The organism is Agreia sp. PsM10 (genome assembly GCF_030433855.1).
In the GTDB taxonomy this organism is placed as follows: domain Bacteria; phylum Actinomycetota; class Actinomycetes; order Actinomycetales; family Microbacteriaceae; genus Agreia.
Genome location: NZ_JARUXC010000002.1, coordinates 306,232 through 321,574, shown reverse-complemented (window position 1 = coordinate 321,574; position 15,343 = coordinate 306,232). Strand labels below are relative to the sequence as shown.

At 65.3% G+C, this 15,343-nt stretch carries 13 protein-coding genes; 8 read left to right on the top strand and 5 right to left on the bottom strand.

The genetic code is table 11. The annotated features are described in order from the left end of the window. Positions 1 to 170 precede the first annotated feature (170 nt). The gene (gene galE, locus QCD70_RS03575) at positions 171 to 1,130 is read right to left on the bottom strand and encodes a UDP-glucose 4-epimerase GalE (RefSeq protein ID WP_301213808.1); all 960 of its coding nucleotides are present in this window, start codon (positions 1,128 to 1,130) and stop codon (positions 171 to 173) included. A gap of 210 nt (positions 1,131 to 1,340) precedes the next feature. Here galE and QCD70_RS03570 point away from each other — a divergent pair, with 210 nt between their 5' ends. Both QCD70_RS03570 and QCD70_RS03565 read left to right on the top strand, forming a co-directional pair. Further along, the gene (locus tag QCD70_RS03570; protein WP_301213807.1) at positions 1,341 to 2,300 is read left to right on the top strand and encodes a GlxA family transcriptional regulator; all 960 of its coding nucleotides are present in this window, start codon (positions 1,341 to 1,343) and stop codon (positions 2,298 to 2,300) included. 332 nt (positions 2,301 to 2,632) lie between these two features. Beyond that, positions 2,633 to 3,496 carry a hypothetical protein gene (locus QCD70_RS03565; protein WP_301213805.1) on the top strand — a complete coding sequence of 288 codons (864 nt, stop codon included), beginning with the start codon at positions 2,633 to 2,635 and terminating at the stop codon, positions 3,494 to 3,496. A 110-nt stretch (positions 3,497 to 3,606) separates the two neighbouring features. On the opposite strand, the gene manA is transcribed toward QCD70_RS03565, so the two are convergent. Next, entirely contained in the window at positions 3,607 to 4,839 is a 1,233-nt protein-coding gene (gene manA, locus QCD70_RS03560; RefSeq protein WP_301213804.1) for a mannose-6-phosphate isomerase, class I, read from the bottom strand. Positions 4,840 to 5,016: 177 nt separating this feature from the next. On the opposite strand from manA, the gene QCD70_RS03555 reads away from it, so the two are divergent. The 3 genes from QCD70_RS03555 (at position 5,017) to QCD70_RS03545 (ending at position 8,956) form a co-directional block, all read left to right on the top strand. Continuing rightward, complete coding sequence (locus tag QCD70_RS03555) at positions 5,017 to 6,195, top strand: acyl-CoA dehydrogenase family protein (protein WP_301213803.1); 1,179 nt, start codon at positions 5,017 to 5,019, stop codon at positions 6,193 to 6,195. Positions 6,196 to 6,272: 77 nt separating this feature from the next. Next, positions 6,273 to 7,649: an O-antigen ligase family protein gene (locus QCD70_RS03550; protein ID WP_301213801.1), complete on the top strand. Its 1,377-nt coding sequence runs from the start codon at positions 6,273 to 6,275 to the stop codon at positions 7,647 to 7,649. Further along, positions 7,646 to 8,956, top strand: a complete 1,311-nt coding sequence (locus tag QCD70_RS03545; protein ID WP_301213798.1) for an O-antigen ligase family protein — start codon at positions 7,646 to 7,648, stop codon at positions 8,954 to 8,956. The genes QCD70_RS03550 and QCD70_RS03545 overlap by 4 nt, the downstream gene beginning before the upstream one ends. Here QCD70_RS03545 and QCD70_RS03540 read toward each other — a convergent pair. Then, the gene (locus QCD70_RS03540; RefSeq protein WP_301213795.1) at positions 8,953 to 9,687 is read right to left on the bottom strand and encodes a polyprenol monophosphomannose synthase; all 735 of its coding nucleotides are present in this window, start codon (positions 9,685 to 9,687) and stop codon (positions 8,953 to 8,955) included. The two genes, QCD70_RS03545 and QCD70_RS03540, sit on opposite strands and share 4 nt — an antisense overlap. Further along, complete coding sequence (locus QCD70_RS03535) at positions 9,684 to 11,045, bottom strand: hypothetical protein (protein ID WP_301213792.1); 1,362 nt, start codon at positions 11,043 to 11,045, stop codon at positions 9,684 to 9,686. Before QCD70_RS03535 ends, QCD70_RS03540 begins: the two co-directional genes overlap by 4 nt. A gap of 165 nt (positions 11,046 to 11,210) precedes the next feature. Here QCD70_RS03535 and QCD70_RS03530 point away from each other — a divergent pair, with 165 nt between their 5' ends. Both QCD70_RS03530 and QCD70_RS03525 read left to right on the top strand, forming a co-directional pair. After that, entirely contained in the window at positions 11,211 to 11,771 is a 561-nt protein-coding gene (locus tag QCD70_RS03530) for a GtrA family protein (protein ID WP_301213790.1), read from the top strand. Next, entirely contained in the window at positions 11,768 to 13,795 is a 2,028-nt protein-coding gene (locus QCD70_RS03525; RefSeq protein ID WP_301213787.1) for a DUF7657 domain-containing protein, read from the top strand. Before QCD70_RS03530 ends, QCD70_RS03525 begins: the two co-directional genes overlap by 4 nt. A 16-nt stretch (positions 13,796 to 13,811) precedes the next feature. Here QCD70_RS03525 and QCD70_RS03520 read toward each other — a convergent pair whose 3' ends face one another. Then, positions 13,812 to 14,207, bottom strand: coding sequence for a GtrA family protein (locus QCD70_RS03520; RefSeq protein WP_301213897.1), 396 nt, complete (start codon positions 14,205 to 14,207; stop codon positions 13,812 to 13,814). 173 nt (positions 14,208 to 14,380) lie between these two features. On the opposite strand from QCD70_RS03520, the gene QCD70_RS03515 reads away from it, so the two are divergent. Continuing rightward, positions 14,381 to 15,319, top strand: a complete 939-nt coding sequence (locus tag QCD70_RS03515) for a glycosyltransferase (RefSeq protein WP_301213785.1) — start codon at positions 14,381 to 14,383, stop codon at positions 15,317 to 15,319. Positions 15,320 to 15,343: the final 24 nt, after the last annotated feature.

Genomic DNA, 15,343 nt, shown 5'->3' with positions numbered 1-15,343 from the left:
ACCACGCTCTACCTTCTGATCTGCATTCGACCTGCCGAACCCCTCCCGCTAATTACACCCGTGTAGTTCGTTCGAGTCAAGTCGCAGATCGTAAACCCTCAAGTGCTTCTGGAGGGTTTGGCGAAACGCCGTGTCGCGCACATCGACGACGGCGCAGTGCGTCACATCGACTACTCGCCCTGGCGCGCCGCCCATGCACTGCGGACCATCTCGTCGAGGGTGTGGCGCATCCGCCAGTCGAGGTCTCGCGCGGCCAATTCGCCGGATGCGACGATGCGGGCGGGGTCGCCCGGTCGGCGCGGTGCGATCTCGGGAGTGAAAGGAATCCCCGTGCCCTCGGCCATCGCCGTCATGATCTCTCCGACGGACACCCCGGCCCCGCTGCCGAGGTTGTAGGCCTGCTCTACCGACTCGCCGGCATCCAGTCGCCGCGCGGCCGCGACATGCGACAGGGCGAGGTCTGACACGTGGATGTAGTCGCGCACGCACGTTCCGTCGGGGGTGTCGTAGTCGTCGCCGTTGATGCGGGGAACGCGACCGTCGAGGAGGGCGTCGAAGACGAGGGGGAAGAGGTTGTGCGGACTGGTGTCGAACAGATCCGGATATCCGGAGCCGACGACGTTGAAGTAGCGCAGCGATGTGTGGGCGAGTCCGGCAGCCACGCCCTGGTCTCGCAGCAGCCACTCGCCGATCAGCTTCGACTCGCCGTAGGGCGACTCGGGATTCTTGGCGGTGGACTCGGTCACGAGATCGGTGTCCGGCGTTCCATAGACGGCCGCGCTCGACGAGAAGACGATGCGGTCGACACCGGCATCGCTCATCGCACCGAGCAGCACCTGGGTTCCCGTGACATTCTGCTCGTAGGTATGGAGCGGCCGGGTGACGGAGACGCCGGCGTACTTGTAGCCGGCCACGTGCACGACACCGGAGATCGCGTGGTCTTCGAAGGTCTGGCGCAGAAGGCCGGCATCGAGAATGCTTCCGTCGATGAACGGCACACCGTCATCGACGAACGCGCGGTGGCCGCTGGAGAGATCGTCGACGACCACGACGTCGATGCCCTGCTCGCGGAACGCCCGCACCACGTGCGAGCCGATGTAGCCCGCGCCTCCTGTTACCAACCACGCCATTCGTCGTCTCCTCTGCCCATGGGGATGCGACGGTACCCATCGCGCACCCAGTCTCGCATCGTCCACACAATCGCCGCGGCCGACAGAACACCCATAACAACGAGAAAAATCATCATGGCAGTAACGCTACGAATTGCGAATATCCGCCACCAGATGGAAGAATGTCAACAGTCCACGCTTTACTGCCACACCTCCCGTGAAGGAACAGCCATGCTCAAGAAGGTCGTGCTCATCGCCCTCCCCCACGTCGCACCGTTCGAGTTCGGAGTGATCTGCGAGGTCTTCGGCATCGATCGCTCCGACATGGGCGGGCCCGTCTTCGACTTCACGATCGCCGCCGCAGAACCCGGCCCCATCCCGACCAGCCTCGGCTACGACATGATGATCTTGAATGACCTCTCGGCAGCGGCCGACGCGGACCTCATCGCCATTCCGGCTCACATCATCGAGGGCGCAGTGCACCCCGAGGTTTTGAGGGTGCTGCACGAGGCCAACGACCGGGGCGCCTGGATCCTGACGGTGTGCAGCGGGGCGTTCACGTTGGCGAAGTCGGGCCTGCTCGACGGCAAGCGCGCCACCACGCACTGGATGCACGCCGACCGGCTGGCACGCGAATTCCCGAAGATCGAGGTCGACGCCGACGTGCTGTTCGTGCAGGACGGCAACATCATCACGGGCGCAGGCACCTCGGCCGGCATCGACGCGGCGCTGCACCTCGTTCGCACCGAGCTGGGCGCCGCCGCCGCGAACGTCATCGCCCGTCGCATGGTCGTGCCCCCTCAGCGCGCGGGCGGCCAGGCCCAGTACATCGCCACCCCGCTTCCCGCAGAGCCGAGCGACTCGTTCGCGGGCGTCACCGAATGGATGCTCGAGAACCTCGATCGCGACCTCAGCGTTGACGAGCTCGCCCGCAAGGCCCTGATGTCTTCACGCACCTTCGCGCGCCGATTCCGCGCGGATCTGGGCACGACGCCGGCGGCCTGGCTGAACAAGCAGCGCCTCATGCGCGCGCAGCAGCTCCTCGAGGAGACCACCCTGGGGCTCGAGGCCGTCGCCGCCGAGACGGGCTTCGGCTCGGCCGCCGTGATGCGGCACCACTTCGTGAAGACGCTCCAGACGACACCGGCCAACTACCGACGCACCTTTTGCGTGAGAGAACTCGTGGGCTGACAGTCAGTGCTGGGCCCTACGCCGAGCGCTAATTGAGGACAAACTGCTCCTGCGCCGCACACTGCCCCGTCAACCTGGCGCTCTTTCCAGGGTCCAGCGAGGAATGTCCTCAGTTGGCGAGGTCGCACGGGAGTATCAGCCGTCGACTCCTCCCTCCCAGGGATGTGAGCTCACGAAGGACTCACAGAACTCTCCAGTCCGTCCCACGTTCATCCGGGTAACGCCACGCTCGAACCATGGTCGGAGATCACTCGCGCATTCGCGGCCTCATGCTCATGTCGGGGGGAATCGCATCACGGCGCACCCTCACTTCCCTCGGAGCGGAATTGCCTATGATCGACCGAGCCCGATCTGACCGCATTCTCCAGCCGATCCGTCGAGGCATCTACGCAATAGCCGAGGCCGATCTCGATCAAAGACGCGCGGTCCGTCTCGGCGGCAAGGTCGCCTGCCTGTCGGCCTTGCGCAGAAACCGGGTATGGGCGGGCCTCGACACGCGACTACACGTTTGCGTTCGCCGCGGTGCGCACGACCTGCACACGGCTGACGCCTCACGCGTCGGTCGACCTGCCGAAACACCTCGGTCCGATACGAACTTCGTTGCAGATCCGGGAGTTCCTCGCGTTCACTGGCAGCGTTCGGCCACGCCGGATCTCTCCACCGGGCCGTCGAATCATCGCGACTGGCTCATGCCGCCTCTCGTATCGCTGCGCCAAGCCGTACTGTGCCAGAGCGAAGAGCATGCGATCGCGAGCATCGACTCCGCGCTGCGGACAGGGTTCGTGACGGCTGACCAGGTCGGTCTCCTCTTCAGACACCTTCCCCGCCGACTGCAGCACCTTCGGGCAGAGATCGATCCCGCCGCAGACTCGGGCAATGAAACGATCGTTCGCGTGCGTCTTCGTCGAGCCGGTTTCGTGGTGGAGACGCAGTTCCCTCTTCCTGGCACGAGCCCCTTCGACCTCCTGATCGATGGCGTCCTCCCACTCGATGTCGACAGCCGGCAATGGCATAGCGACGATGCGCAGATCTCGTGGGATTTCGATAAGGTGCTCGCCTCGTTCGGAGCAGGTCTGCCGAGCCTCCGCATCCTGCCCAGACACATCCATCAGTTGTGGCCGGAGACGCTCGCGGTCATTCGTCGCACCGTGTCAGAGGCGAAAGAGCTCAGAGACTTTCGACGTGGCGCCAACTGAGGACAAATCTCATTTCGTCCGCGAAGGTTCCCCGGGAAGCAGGGACTACGCCGCGGCCCAATGCACAATGTCCTCAGTTGGACCGGTTGGGTCGCCGAGGACCGATGCTGCTAGGCGGGAGCGCCCGGAGCCGCCAAGAAGACCGTGCCCACTCCCGTGAACGTGATCGCACCCTCCTCAGGCGTGATGAACACCGACTGGCCCCGCTCGAGGGTCGTGTCACTGCGTTCGCCGTGGATCTCGAAGGACCCTGCCGTGCAGATCGCGATCGCCGCGCCATCGGGCCGATACGCCGCGCGCTCGTTGAGCCGGGTATGGATGCGCACCAGCACGAAGTCGGGCACGCCCGGCCGGAACTCCTCCACACCCTCCGAGGGGAACGTGGGTCGCAGGTACGGAACGGGCAGCGATTCGAAGTCGAGCACCGACAGCAGCTCTGGCACGTCGATGTACTTCGGCGTGAGGCCGCCCCGCAGCACGTTGTCGGAGGCCGCCATCAGCTCGACGCCGAGCCCCTCCAGGTACGCATGGATGTTGCCGGCCGGCAGATACAGCGCCTCGCCGGCCGAGAGGGTCACTCTGTTGAGCAGCAGGGAGGTGACGATCCCCGGATCTCCGGGGTACTCGACCGCCAGGTCGCGCACGGTCTGCAGCGACGCCGCATACTCCCCCGCTGCCGCGGGCTCGTTCTCCTCCGCGAGCGCTGAGACCCGGCTCACGAGCGCCGCGACCTCCTCAGAACCACCCAGCAGCCATTCCACCAGCGAGCGGAGAATCTCGCCGTCGTCTCCGTCGGCGCGCGCCCGCGCGGCGAGAGGGGCGAGAACGGCCGGCGCCGGGGCATCCGATTCTGTGTCCCACTTCTCGAGCAGCGCGACGATGTCGCGGATCTCGGCCACGGGCCGGAACCCGCACAGGGCGTCGAAGGTCTCGCTCAGGGCGACGATGACCTCGGGCTTGTGCAGCGGGTCCTTGTAATTGCGATTGGGGGCGTCGAGCGGGATGCCCGCGGCGTTCTCGGCGTCGAACCCCTGCCGGGCCCGCTCCAGCGAGGGATGCGCCTGCAACGACAGCGGCCCGTCGGCGGCGAGGATCTTCAGCAGGAACGGCAGCTGCGCGTGCCCCCCGATGGCCACCTCCCTGTCATCCGCGATCCACTCGGCGAGGTCATCGACGCCATGACGCATGGATCCGTCGATGATGCGCGCCGGGGATCCGGGGTGCGCTCCCAGCCAGAGCTCGGCCTGCGGCCCTCCGGTCGACGGGATTCCGAGCAGTTCGGCGATCGCCGTCGTGGACCCCCACGAGTAGTCACGGGGAGTATTGGTGATGCCAACGAACACGTCGGGCGCCTTTCTGGGAAATCTGCGAGGAGCACGGCCCGGGGGCAGCATTATGAGCGACCTACAACGTCGCCCGGCGCGGCCTGCCGAGTCTTAGCCCAAACTACCAATCAGTTGGAGCGGCGACGGCCTCGCTGATTGAGTTGCACCCGAACACCCCTGAGCAATGGAGCACACATGTCATTGGAACCTCTCGCGAGCGACTTCTACGGCTACGAGTCGATGCTGACCGACCAGGAGAAGGATGCCCTCGCCGGCATCCGCCGCTACCTCGAGAACGAGGTCAAGCCGGTCGTCAACGGGCACTGGGAGAAGGCGACGTTCCCGCACGAGATCGTCAAGGGCCTCGCCGACCTCGACGTCTACCGCTTCGGCTGGGACGAGACGAAGCCGTTCGAGAATTCAGCCGTCTTCCGCGGCTTCGTCGCCCTCGAACTCGGCCGCATCGACGCATCCGTCGCCACCCACGTGGGCGTGCAGAACGGACTCGCCATGGGCGCCATCAGCGTCACGGGTTCCGATGAGCAGCGCGCAGAGTGGCTGCCCCGGATGGCGGCGGGAGAGATCGTCGGCGCGTTCGGCCTCACCGAGCCCACCTCGGGCTCGGACTCCGCCCAGGGCCTCAAGACCACGGCTACGCGCGACGGCGACGAGTGGGTGCTGAACGGCGAGAAGCGCTGGATCGGGCACGCGACCTTCAGCGACATCACGGTGATCTGGGCCAAGGACACGGCCGACAACCAGGTGAAGGGCTTCATCGTTCCCACGGACACCGACGGCTACGTCGCCACGAAGATTGAGAACAAGCAGAGCCTTCGCATCGTGCAGAACGCCGACATCACGCTCACCGACGTGCGCATCCCCGAGTCGCTGCGCCTTCAGAACGCGAACTCGTTCCGCGACACCGCCAAGGTGCTGCGCCTCACCCGCGCCGAGGTCGCCTGGGCCGCGGTCGGCAACTCGATCGGCGCCTACGAGGCCGCCCTGCGGTACACGAAGGAGCGCGTGCAGTTCGGCAAGCCGATCGCGTCGCACCAGCTGATCCAGGACCTGCTCGTGAAGTCGATCGGCAACATCACGGCCAGCCTCGGCATGGTCGTGCGCGTCTCGCAGATGCTCGATCAGGGCATCCAGCGCGACGAGCACTCGGCGCTCGCCAAGGCGTATGCCACGGCCCGGATGCGCGAGACGGTCGCGTGGTGCCGCGAGGCGCTCGGCGGCAACGGAATCGTGCTCGACTACGACGTCGCGCGGCACTTCGCCGACGCGGAGGCGCTGTACTCGTACGAGGGAACACGCGAGATGAACACGCTCATCGTGGGTCGCGCGCTCACGGGCTTCGCCGCCTTCGTGTAACACCTCGTTCCCTGAGCTTGTCTAAGGGCACATCCCTTCGACAAGCTCAGGGAACGAGCATCGGTAGTCTTGCCTCTATGAACTCCGTGACCAGCACCGGCCGCTCCACGCTGGCCGTGCTCACGTTCTTCACGCTTCTCGCCGGCGACTTCTGGCGCAACCTCATCGGCTGGTACGGATTCGCCGCCCTCTGCCTCGCGATCGTCATCACGCTGGTGGTGCTCATCACCCGTGACAAGGGATGGCGCCAGCTCACCCCCCGTCGGGTCCCGCTCGGTCTCACTGCGTTCCTCGCCCTCGCGATCATCTCGATCACGTGGTCCTTCTACCCCGGGGCCACGCTCCTCGGCCTGGTCGCCCAGGCGGGCCCCGTGATCGCGGCGATCTTCTTCGCCACCTCGATGTCGTGGCCGCGCATCCTCACCGCCCTCGGCCGCGCGACCCGCTGGATCCTCGGCCTGTCACTGCTCTTCGAGTTCGTCGTGGCCGTGTTCGTGCGCCGCCCGATCATTCCGTTCTGGGTCGACTACGGCAGCGGAAAGCTGCCCGACGCCTTCTTCTGGAGCCAGGCTCATCTCTTCACGGGAGACCCCATCCAGGGCATCGTCGGCAACCGCAACCTGCTGGCGTTCGTCGCCGTGATCGCGCTCGTCTGCCTCTTCCTCGAGTTCACGTCGAGGTCGCTGGGCCGTGCACGCTCCTACTCGTGGTTCGCCGTGGCGGTCGCCACACTGGCGCTCACCCGCTCGACCACGGCCATCGCCGTGCTCGTCGTCGTGGCCGCAGCCGCAGGCATCCTGATTCTGATGCGACGGTCGAACGCGAGGCAGCGCCGGGTCGTTCTCGTCTCGAGCGCTGCCGGCATCGCCGCGATCGCGGTTCTGGTGGGAGCGTTCTCGTCGCAGATCCTGCGGCTCTTCGGCAAGAGCTCCGACCTCACGGGTCGCCTCGACATCTGGAACGCCGTGACCGGGCTCGCCCAGCAGCGTCCAGCGTTCGGCTGGGGCTGGGTCAGCTACTGGGTGCCCTGGGTCGAGCCGTTCACCCACCTCGCCGAGCGCAAGGGCGTGACCTACCTTCAGGCGCACAACGCCTGGCTCGACGTGTGGCTGCAGCTCGGCATCGTGGGCCTCGTGCTGTTCATCGGGGCGGTCGTCGGCGCGTGCTGGCGGTCGTGGTGGTTCGCGGTCGATGAGCAACTGGATGCCCGGGGTACGGCCGTTCCGTTCGTTCCGGTCACTTTGCTCCCGGCCCTCATCCTCACGCTCCTGGTCGCCCAGTCGTTCGTCGAATCGCGCATGCTCGTCGAAGGCGGGTTCGCGCTCCTGGCGCTGATGGCGCTGAAGACCCGACTCGACGTGGGCGCCACCGGAATCGATCTGACCGTGCCCGACGGCGGCCCCGTCGAATCGGACGCGCCGGTGCGGCTGCGACGGGTCGGCCTCGCGAGGTGAGGATCTCCGAGCACCCCGGATGGGCGGTGGTCGCCGCGATCTTCGGCTCGCCGCGGTTCTCGGCCGTGCTGTCGGTGGCCGCCATCGGATCGGCGCTCTCCGTGCACGTCATCAAGGCGACGATGGGCTGGGCCGGGCTGGTCGGCATCCTGAGCACCCTCGTCGTGCTCGCGACCGTCTCCCTGGTGGCCCGCCGCAAGGATCTCGACTGGCACGGCGTGCTGCCCCTGTCGCTCCTCGTCTTTCTGGGCTGGTGCGCCATCACGATCGTGTGGAGCAGGTACCAGGCATCGAGCATCACGGGCGTCGTCTACCAGCTCACGTTCTCGTTCCTGGCGCTGTACGTCGCGCTCGTGCGCGATCTCATCCAGATCGTGCGGGCGGTCGGCGATGTCATGCGCGTGCTGCTGACGGCGTCGCTGGCGCTCGAGATCCTGTCGGGCCTGCTGCTCGATCTGCCGATCGCGTTCCTGCGCATCCAGGGCAACCTCGACGACGGCGGGCCACTGCAGGGCATCTTCGGATCGCGCAACATGCTGGGCTTCATCGCCCTGATCGCGCTCGTCACTTTTCTGGTCGAGCGCAACACGCGGTCGGTGCAACGCGGCCTGAGCCTGTACTCGATCATTCTGGCCGGGGTGCTTCTCATCGGCTCCCGCTCCCCCATCTCGCTGGGCGTCGCCGTGATCGTGCTCGTGGCCGCGCTGGCCGTTCTCGCGCTGCGCCGGGCGAGGCCCGAGCTGCGCCGCAGCCTGCAGATCGGAATGCTGGTCATCCTGGTGATCGGAACGATCAGCGCCTACTTCGTGCGCACGCGCATCCTCGCCATCGTCGGCGCTCGGGCCGAGTTCACCTACAGGCTCGAGATCTGGAACCAGCTGTCGAACCTGATCGACTACAACCAGCTCGAGGGCTGGGGCTGGGTGGGCCTGTGGCGGCCCAATGTGTCGCCGTTCTTCGCCCTCGACTTCGTGGGGAACCGGCAGCACACGTCGGGGCTGAACGCCTTCATCGACGTCTACTTCCAGGTCGGGCTGATCGGCCTCGCGATCTTCGTGGGCATGGTGGGACTGGCGCTGGTGCGCTCCTGGATTCTGGCCACGTCGAAGAAGAGCGTCATCTACATGTGGCCGGCGCTCATCCTCATCGTGCTGCTCGTGACGAGCGCCGCGGAGAGCGCCATGCTCGTGGAGTACGGGTGGATGTTCTTCGTGATGTGCATGGTGAAGGCGGCGCACTCGCTCAGCTGGCGACAGGGGCTCGCGTTGAAGCCGCCGACCGTGGAGCTGCCTCGGGCCGGCGCTTAGGAGCGCGGCGGCGCTGCACGGCGGAAAGGCCGCTGCACGCCCCAGAGTGTGACCCGCATCATCGCCTCGACCACGATCGCGCGACTCATCTTCGATTCGCCGCGCTCACGTTCTCGGAACTCGATCGGGTGCTCTACGACCCGACCGCCCGCGTCGAGGAGCCGGAGCGTCATGTCGACTTGAAAGCAATAGCCCTTCGAGTCGACTCCGTCGAGATCCATTGCCGCGATGTCCGACGCAGAGTAGACGCGGAATCCGGCCGTCACGTCCTTCACCGCCAGTCGCAGCATGAACCGGGCATAGGCGTTGCCCGCCCGACTCAGCAGCTGGCGGCTGCGCGGCCAGTTCACGACCGATCCGCCGGGCACCCACCGCGACCCGATCACCAGATCGGCCCGCCCGCCCTCGTGAAGGGCCAGCATGGCCGGCAGCGACTCCGGCGGATGCGAGCCGTCGGCATCCATCTCGACCAGCGTGTCGAACCCGTGCTCGATGCCCCAGCCGAACCCGGCGATGTACGCCGAGCCCAGCCCGAGTTTGCCCGCACGATGGATGACATGGACACGCGGGTCGTCGGCTGCCCGACGGTCGGCCAGATCGCCGGTGCCGTCCGAACTGGCGTCGTCGACGACCAGAACGTGAGCGGCGGGGACGGATGCGGCAAGCCGGTCGAGGATCCAGTCGAGGTTGCCGGCCTCGTTGAAGGTCGGCAGGATCACGAGCGCGGTCACCGGTTTTGCTCGATGTCATCGCACGTGATGTCGACCGTCCACGTCGGAGGGGCGATCTCGATCGGTGCCGGAACGAGTCCACTCTCGCATGTGTTTCGTGCCTGGTCGATCGACGTCGACCACTGGGGCCCGCCGTCACGTCTGATGGCGTCCAGGTGATAGCTGCCGATGAAGCCCATGGCCACGATCCCTATGGCGAGTCCCGCCACGAACCGAGCGCGGCCGCCTCTATGGAACGCCTGTGCAGCCGCCACGACGACTGCCCCGAGCAGCAGCATCGAGGGAACAGCGACGTACCGCGTGATCCTGAATCCCTGCAAGGTCTCGGAATCGAGGTCGGCATACTGCCATGTGGGGCCGGGGTTCAGCCAGAGGGCAGCCCCCCAGGCGATCAACGAAGCTCCGACCAGGATGACGGGCACGAATCGGTTGAGACCCGTCGCCGTGAAGACCGGAGTCAGTGCGAAGCCGATGACAACGATCGCGACGAGCGCGTTGATGATGGCGACCCCGAAGCCGCCCTCGAGGAGCGCGCTCTGTATCCGAGCCGAATGCCCCTCGAAGGCCCCGAGGATCGGAAGCTCGACATACCCCACCGCGATGTCGAGCGGGCCTGGCTTGATCTCCACGTTGGGAGTTCTCGGACTCGTGACCGTCGCCACGATCTGCACGGCGACGCCGATCGCGGTCGCCACTGCGACAAGCCAGGCCTTCGGCCACTTCACGTGGACGATCGCGAGAGGCAGGAACAGAAGCATCTGAATCTCGGTGAGTCCCCCGACCAGTGCGACGATACCGAGCGCAGATGCGCCTATCCAGGTTCTCGGCCTGTAGAGAAGCAGCCATGGGGCGAGCCAGAGGAAGCCCCAGTGCACGTTGGCGAAATTGCCCAGAATTTCAAGCGGCAGCACCGGGGCCAGGACAGTGATCATCGCGAGCAGTACCCGGAATGCCCGGCTTCGAATCAGATCCCGGCTGCACACGTACACCAGACCCGCGATGACGCCGAATGTCAGGGACGCCAGCAATGCCGCCGTCTCGGCGAAACGATCTATCGGAAATGCAGACACCGCGACGTCGGTCAAGAGCCGAGGAACGATGTGGACGTAGCCTTCGTAGACGTCGAAGACTGCGTTCCACGGCCCGAGCCGAAGACGGTCCTCGAGAAAGTTCCGTCCGTCTTCTGCCCAGAGGACGCCCCGGACTCCAGCGGGCAACCGACCGAGGCACAGGAGAGCGGCTGCAATGGCGACGGCAACCGTGATGACCGCATCATTGCGCAGCAGCGCGACGTGAGGAGGGAGCCGGTCTGCCGCTCCGGCCTCGGCGCGCGGATCGGCCACTCTGCTCATAGACACAGAGAGCATTCTCACATGAGGTTCGACGAGCGCCACTCCCGCGCATCAGGCGCGGGATCGCCCGTCGATGTGCAGCACCCCATCTACACTGAGAAACCGACGATCGGGCCACGGTCGCCGTTCGACAACACGAGAAGAACCGGAACGACCTTGCCACATCGGATAGTGACCGTCGCCGCCGACCTCTGGACTCGCGTTCTCTCCTACGGTGTGAAGTTCGGCGTCGTCGGCCTCATCGGATTCGTCGTCGACGTCGGCGTCTTCAACCTTCTGCGCGTGGGTGTCGCCGGCGAGGATCACTTCTGGCAGTCGCCGATCGGGGCCAAGATAGCGAGCGTGTCGATCGCCATCATCGTCAACTGGATCGGCAACCGGTACTGGACTTTCCGGAATCATCGCCGCAAGAACTTCATCCTCGAGTTCCTCGAGTACGTCGCCGTGTCACTCGGTGGGATGCTCATCGGGCTGGCCTGCCTGTATATCAGCCACTACGTGCTCGGCTTCGACAGTCTGCTGGCCGACAACATCTCGAGCAATGTGATCGGCCTCGGTCTGGGCACCGTGTTCCGTTTCGCGTTCTACCGGTTCTGGGTCTACGGGCACCATCGGGCCGACGGTCGTACTGTTCTCGCCGAGGCAGTCGACGCGCAGCGAGCGCTCTACGAAGAGCCTGATTCCGCGAACGGGGTCGAGGCTCCGTCCGAGAGCCGGGGGGCAAGCAAATGACCGATCGACCCAGCCGTTACGACATTATGCTGAAGAGTTTAATTCGCATCACCACGCCGCGCGAGTCCGGTCTGCCCAGCGTTCCGGTGCTCCTGGCGTTTCCCATCCTGGCCTTCGTGACCGTAGCCGTGTTCGTCCTTCTGGGCATCTCGGGCTCCTCCACCGGTGCATACTGGAACATCTTCGGAACGGGCTCCGATCCGGATCTGCTGCTCGGAACCCCGCAGTTGATCCGCAGCGACGAATGGCTCGTCCAGTCGAGCTGGGTCGTGTCGCAAACGGAGCAGGGCTTCCCGGTCTTCAACCAGACGCTTCCTGGTGGCATGGACGCGACAGTGCAGAACGACCTGCCGACGTGGGACTGGTCGAGTCTCTTCCGACCCCATGTTCTGGGATTCCTGTTCCTGCCGCTCGACCAGGGAATGGCCCTGCGGTGGTGGATTCCCGCGCTGATGCTGATCATCTCGGCTTACGTGTTCGTCGTGTCACTCCTGCCCCGGCGCCCGTTCAGTGCTGCATTCCTCGCGCTGACGGTGCTTTTCCAGCCGATCATCCAGTGGTGGTTTCTGCCGACGACGATTCTCCCCGTCGCTTTCGCGTTCACGGGTATGACAGCGGTGATCTGGGCGTATCGAAGCCGATCGAGACTCGCCCGACTCGGTTGGGCAGCGGCGACAGGCTACGTGGCCATCGCGATGGCGATGAGCATCTACGCGCCGTTCATGGTTCCTGCGGCACTCGCCTTGGTGGCATTCACGATCGGGTTCGTGCTCATGGAACGACGGACCCAGGGACTGTCCTGGGCTCAGACCGTGCGAACCCTTCTCCCTCTCCTGGCGGCGGCGGTCGCCGCGGCGGCCGTCATGGTCATCTGGATACTCACGCGTATCGAGACCATCAAGGCGCTTTTCGCGACCGTCTATCCGGGCCAGCGGCTGCAGAGCACGGGGGCACTGACATTCAACGAGCTCATCTCGCTCTTCAGCGGCCCCTTCCAGAAACCGCTTCAGTCGAACACGTTCGACATCCTCGGACCCAATTCCTCCGAAGCAGCCACGGCGATGATGACCAGCGTGTTTTTGTGCATCCCGCTCCTCTGGCTCGTGTGGCGCCGCTACCGTCGGTCCAAGTCGGTCGACTGGCTGGCACTCGCTCTGGTGTGCCTGCAGCTCGTGGTGTTGGCCTTCTACGTGATTCCCGGCTGGGATGTCATCGCCCATGTGACCCTGCTCGATCGATCGACCAACGGACGGTTGCGCCTGGTCTTCGCCATCCTGGCCCCCGTCGCGGTCGCGACGATCGTGTCTCGGCTCGAAACGGAGAAGATCCGGATCGGCTGGCCGACAACCGTCGCCACAGGTCTCTCGGTCGTCGCGGCGAGCGGGCTCGTATGGTTCGCTCTGCGCGAGGCCGGGTCGCACATCGCCGATTCCAGATGGGCGGTCCTCGCCACAATCCTGCTCGCCATGGGTGTTGTACTCATATCTCGTCGCGCCGCGGGATGGGGCGCCTTTGCGCTGCTGCTCGCCACACTCATCGTCGGCGCGCAGGTGAACCCTCTCTACCGGGGTGTCTTCGATCTCGCCGAAGACACCTCGGCTGGCCGCGCCGTCGACGTCATCGGCCAGACCGACCCCGAGGCGAATTGGGTCGGTGTCGGGTTCCCCGCACCCACGGCGGTGCTTTTGGAGAGCGGTGTTCACGCGTACAACGGCGTGCAGACCTACCCGAATGACACGATGTGGAAGCAGATCGACCCCTCGGGCCGGTTCGAAGAGAACTGGAATCGTCTCGCGAACATCAGCTGGGTGCCGGGCACGGGCGCCCCCACCGTCTCCAACCCGGCCCGCGATCAGATCGTTGTCACCTTCGACTCCTGCTCCTCATTCGCACAGGAACACGTCGACTTCGTGCTGTCAGACGGCGAACCGCTGAATCAGCCGTGCCTCGAGCCTCTCGATGAATTCACACAGGGCAATTCGGTTCTTCGAATCTACGCAGTGCAGCCGCAGACTCCGCGGTAGGCCTCCGAGCCCGCGGTCATCTCTCGGAATCACGCTCTGCAGGAAACACCCACCGCGCGTAGGTGAGATAGCGGAAGATCGTTGCCAGGGCCTGCCCGACGAGCGTGCCCGAGATGTTGTCGGCAACGGGGTCGGCCAGCTGAAGCACGTACCTGGAGAAGCCCAGACACCCCAGCTGGATGAGTATGGCGACCCCGTTCAGTACTGCGTAGAGAAGCAGCTGACGCGCCGTGCGAGGCGCCTTTCTATCGCGGTAGGTCAACCAGGAGTTCCCGAAATACGTGACAAGGGTCGCAACCAGGATGGCGATGATCTTGGCCAGAAGGGGCTGCTCGAAAAGGGGTCCCGAACCGTTCCAGTAGACCAGACCGTTGAAGGTGGCCGCATCGACGACGAAACCTACGCCGCCGATGAGGAGGAAGAGAAGCCCCCTGTTCAGATGTTGCCTCAGGCGCCCGGGGCGGGCGGGGCGTGGCGCGTCGTTCAGTTCGGAATCCGATCGTGGGTGTTGCGTTATGGTTGCGGAGGCACATCGGCCTTCATCGTCGTGCCATCCGACCGCAAGACCACCAGTGGAGCCCAGCCATGACCGCCGAAACGTATTCTATCGCCGCGATCGTCCCGTGCCACAACGAGGTCGCCGCCGTCGGAAAGGTCGTCTCCGATCTCAAAGCCGCCATCCCCGGCGTCACCGTCTACGTCTACGACAACCGTTCGAGCGACGGCACCGATGAGGTAGCGCGTGCTGCAGGCGCCATCGTTCGGTACGAGAACTTGAAGGGCAAGGGGAACGTTGTCCGCCGCGCCTTCGCCGACATCGAGGCGGACATCTACCTCCTGATCGACGGCGACGACACCTACGACGCGTTCGCGGCGCCACAGATGATCGACACCCTTGTCTCCGGTCCCTTCGATCATGTGCTCGGGGTGCGGGAGCAGATCACCGAGACCGCCTATCGAGCCGGTCACGAGGCCGGCAACAAAGCATTCAACCGATTCGTGAGCAGCGTGTTCGGCACGCCCGTCAACGACATGCTCAGCGGCTACCGCATCTTCTCCCGGCGGTTCGTGAAGTCCTTCCCCGCGGTCTCGCGCGAGTTCGAGATCGAGACCGAATTGACCGTGCACTGCATGAGCTTGCGGATTCCCAGCACGGAGGTCAAGGTCGGATTCAAGGACCGACCCGAGGGCAGCGAGAGCAAGCTCAGTACCTACCGAGACGGCTTCAAGATCCTCGGACTCATCCTTCAGCTGATCAGACACGAACGCCCCCTGGCATTCCATTCGGCCATCGGACTCCTGCTCTTCGTGACCGCCCTGATTCTGGGCATCCCTGTGATCATCGACTTCGTGCAGACGGGACTCGTGCCCCGGTTCCCGACCGCGTTCCTCTCGTCCTCGATCGTCGTACTCGGTGTTGTCGTGACCACGTTCGGGTTCGTCCTCGACGCGATCACCAAGACCCGGCGCGAGATAGCCCGAATGGGCTATCTCGCTCTCAGCGCCGTCCGAACGAAGAACTGACGCTCGGCGGGCCTGCCTACCGAG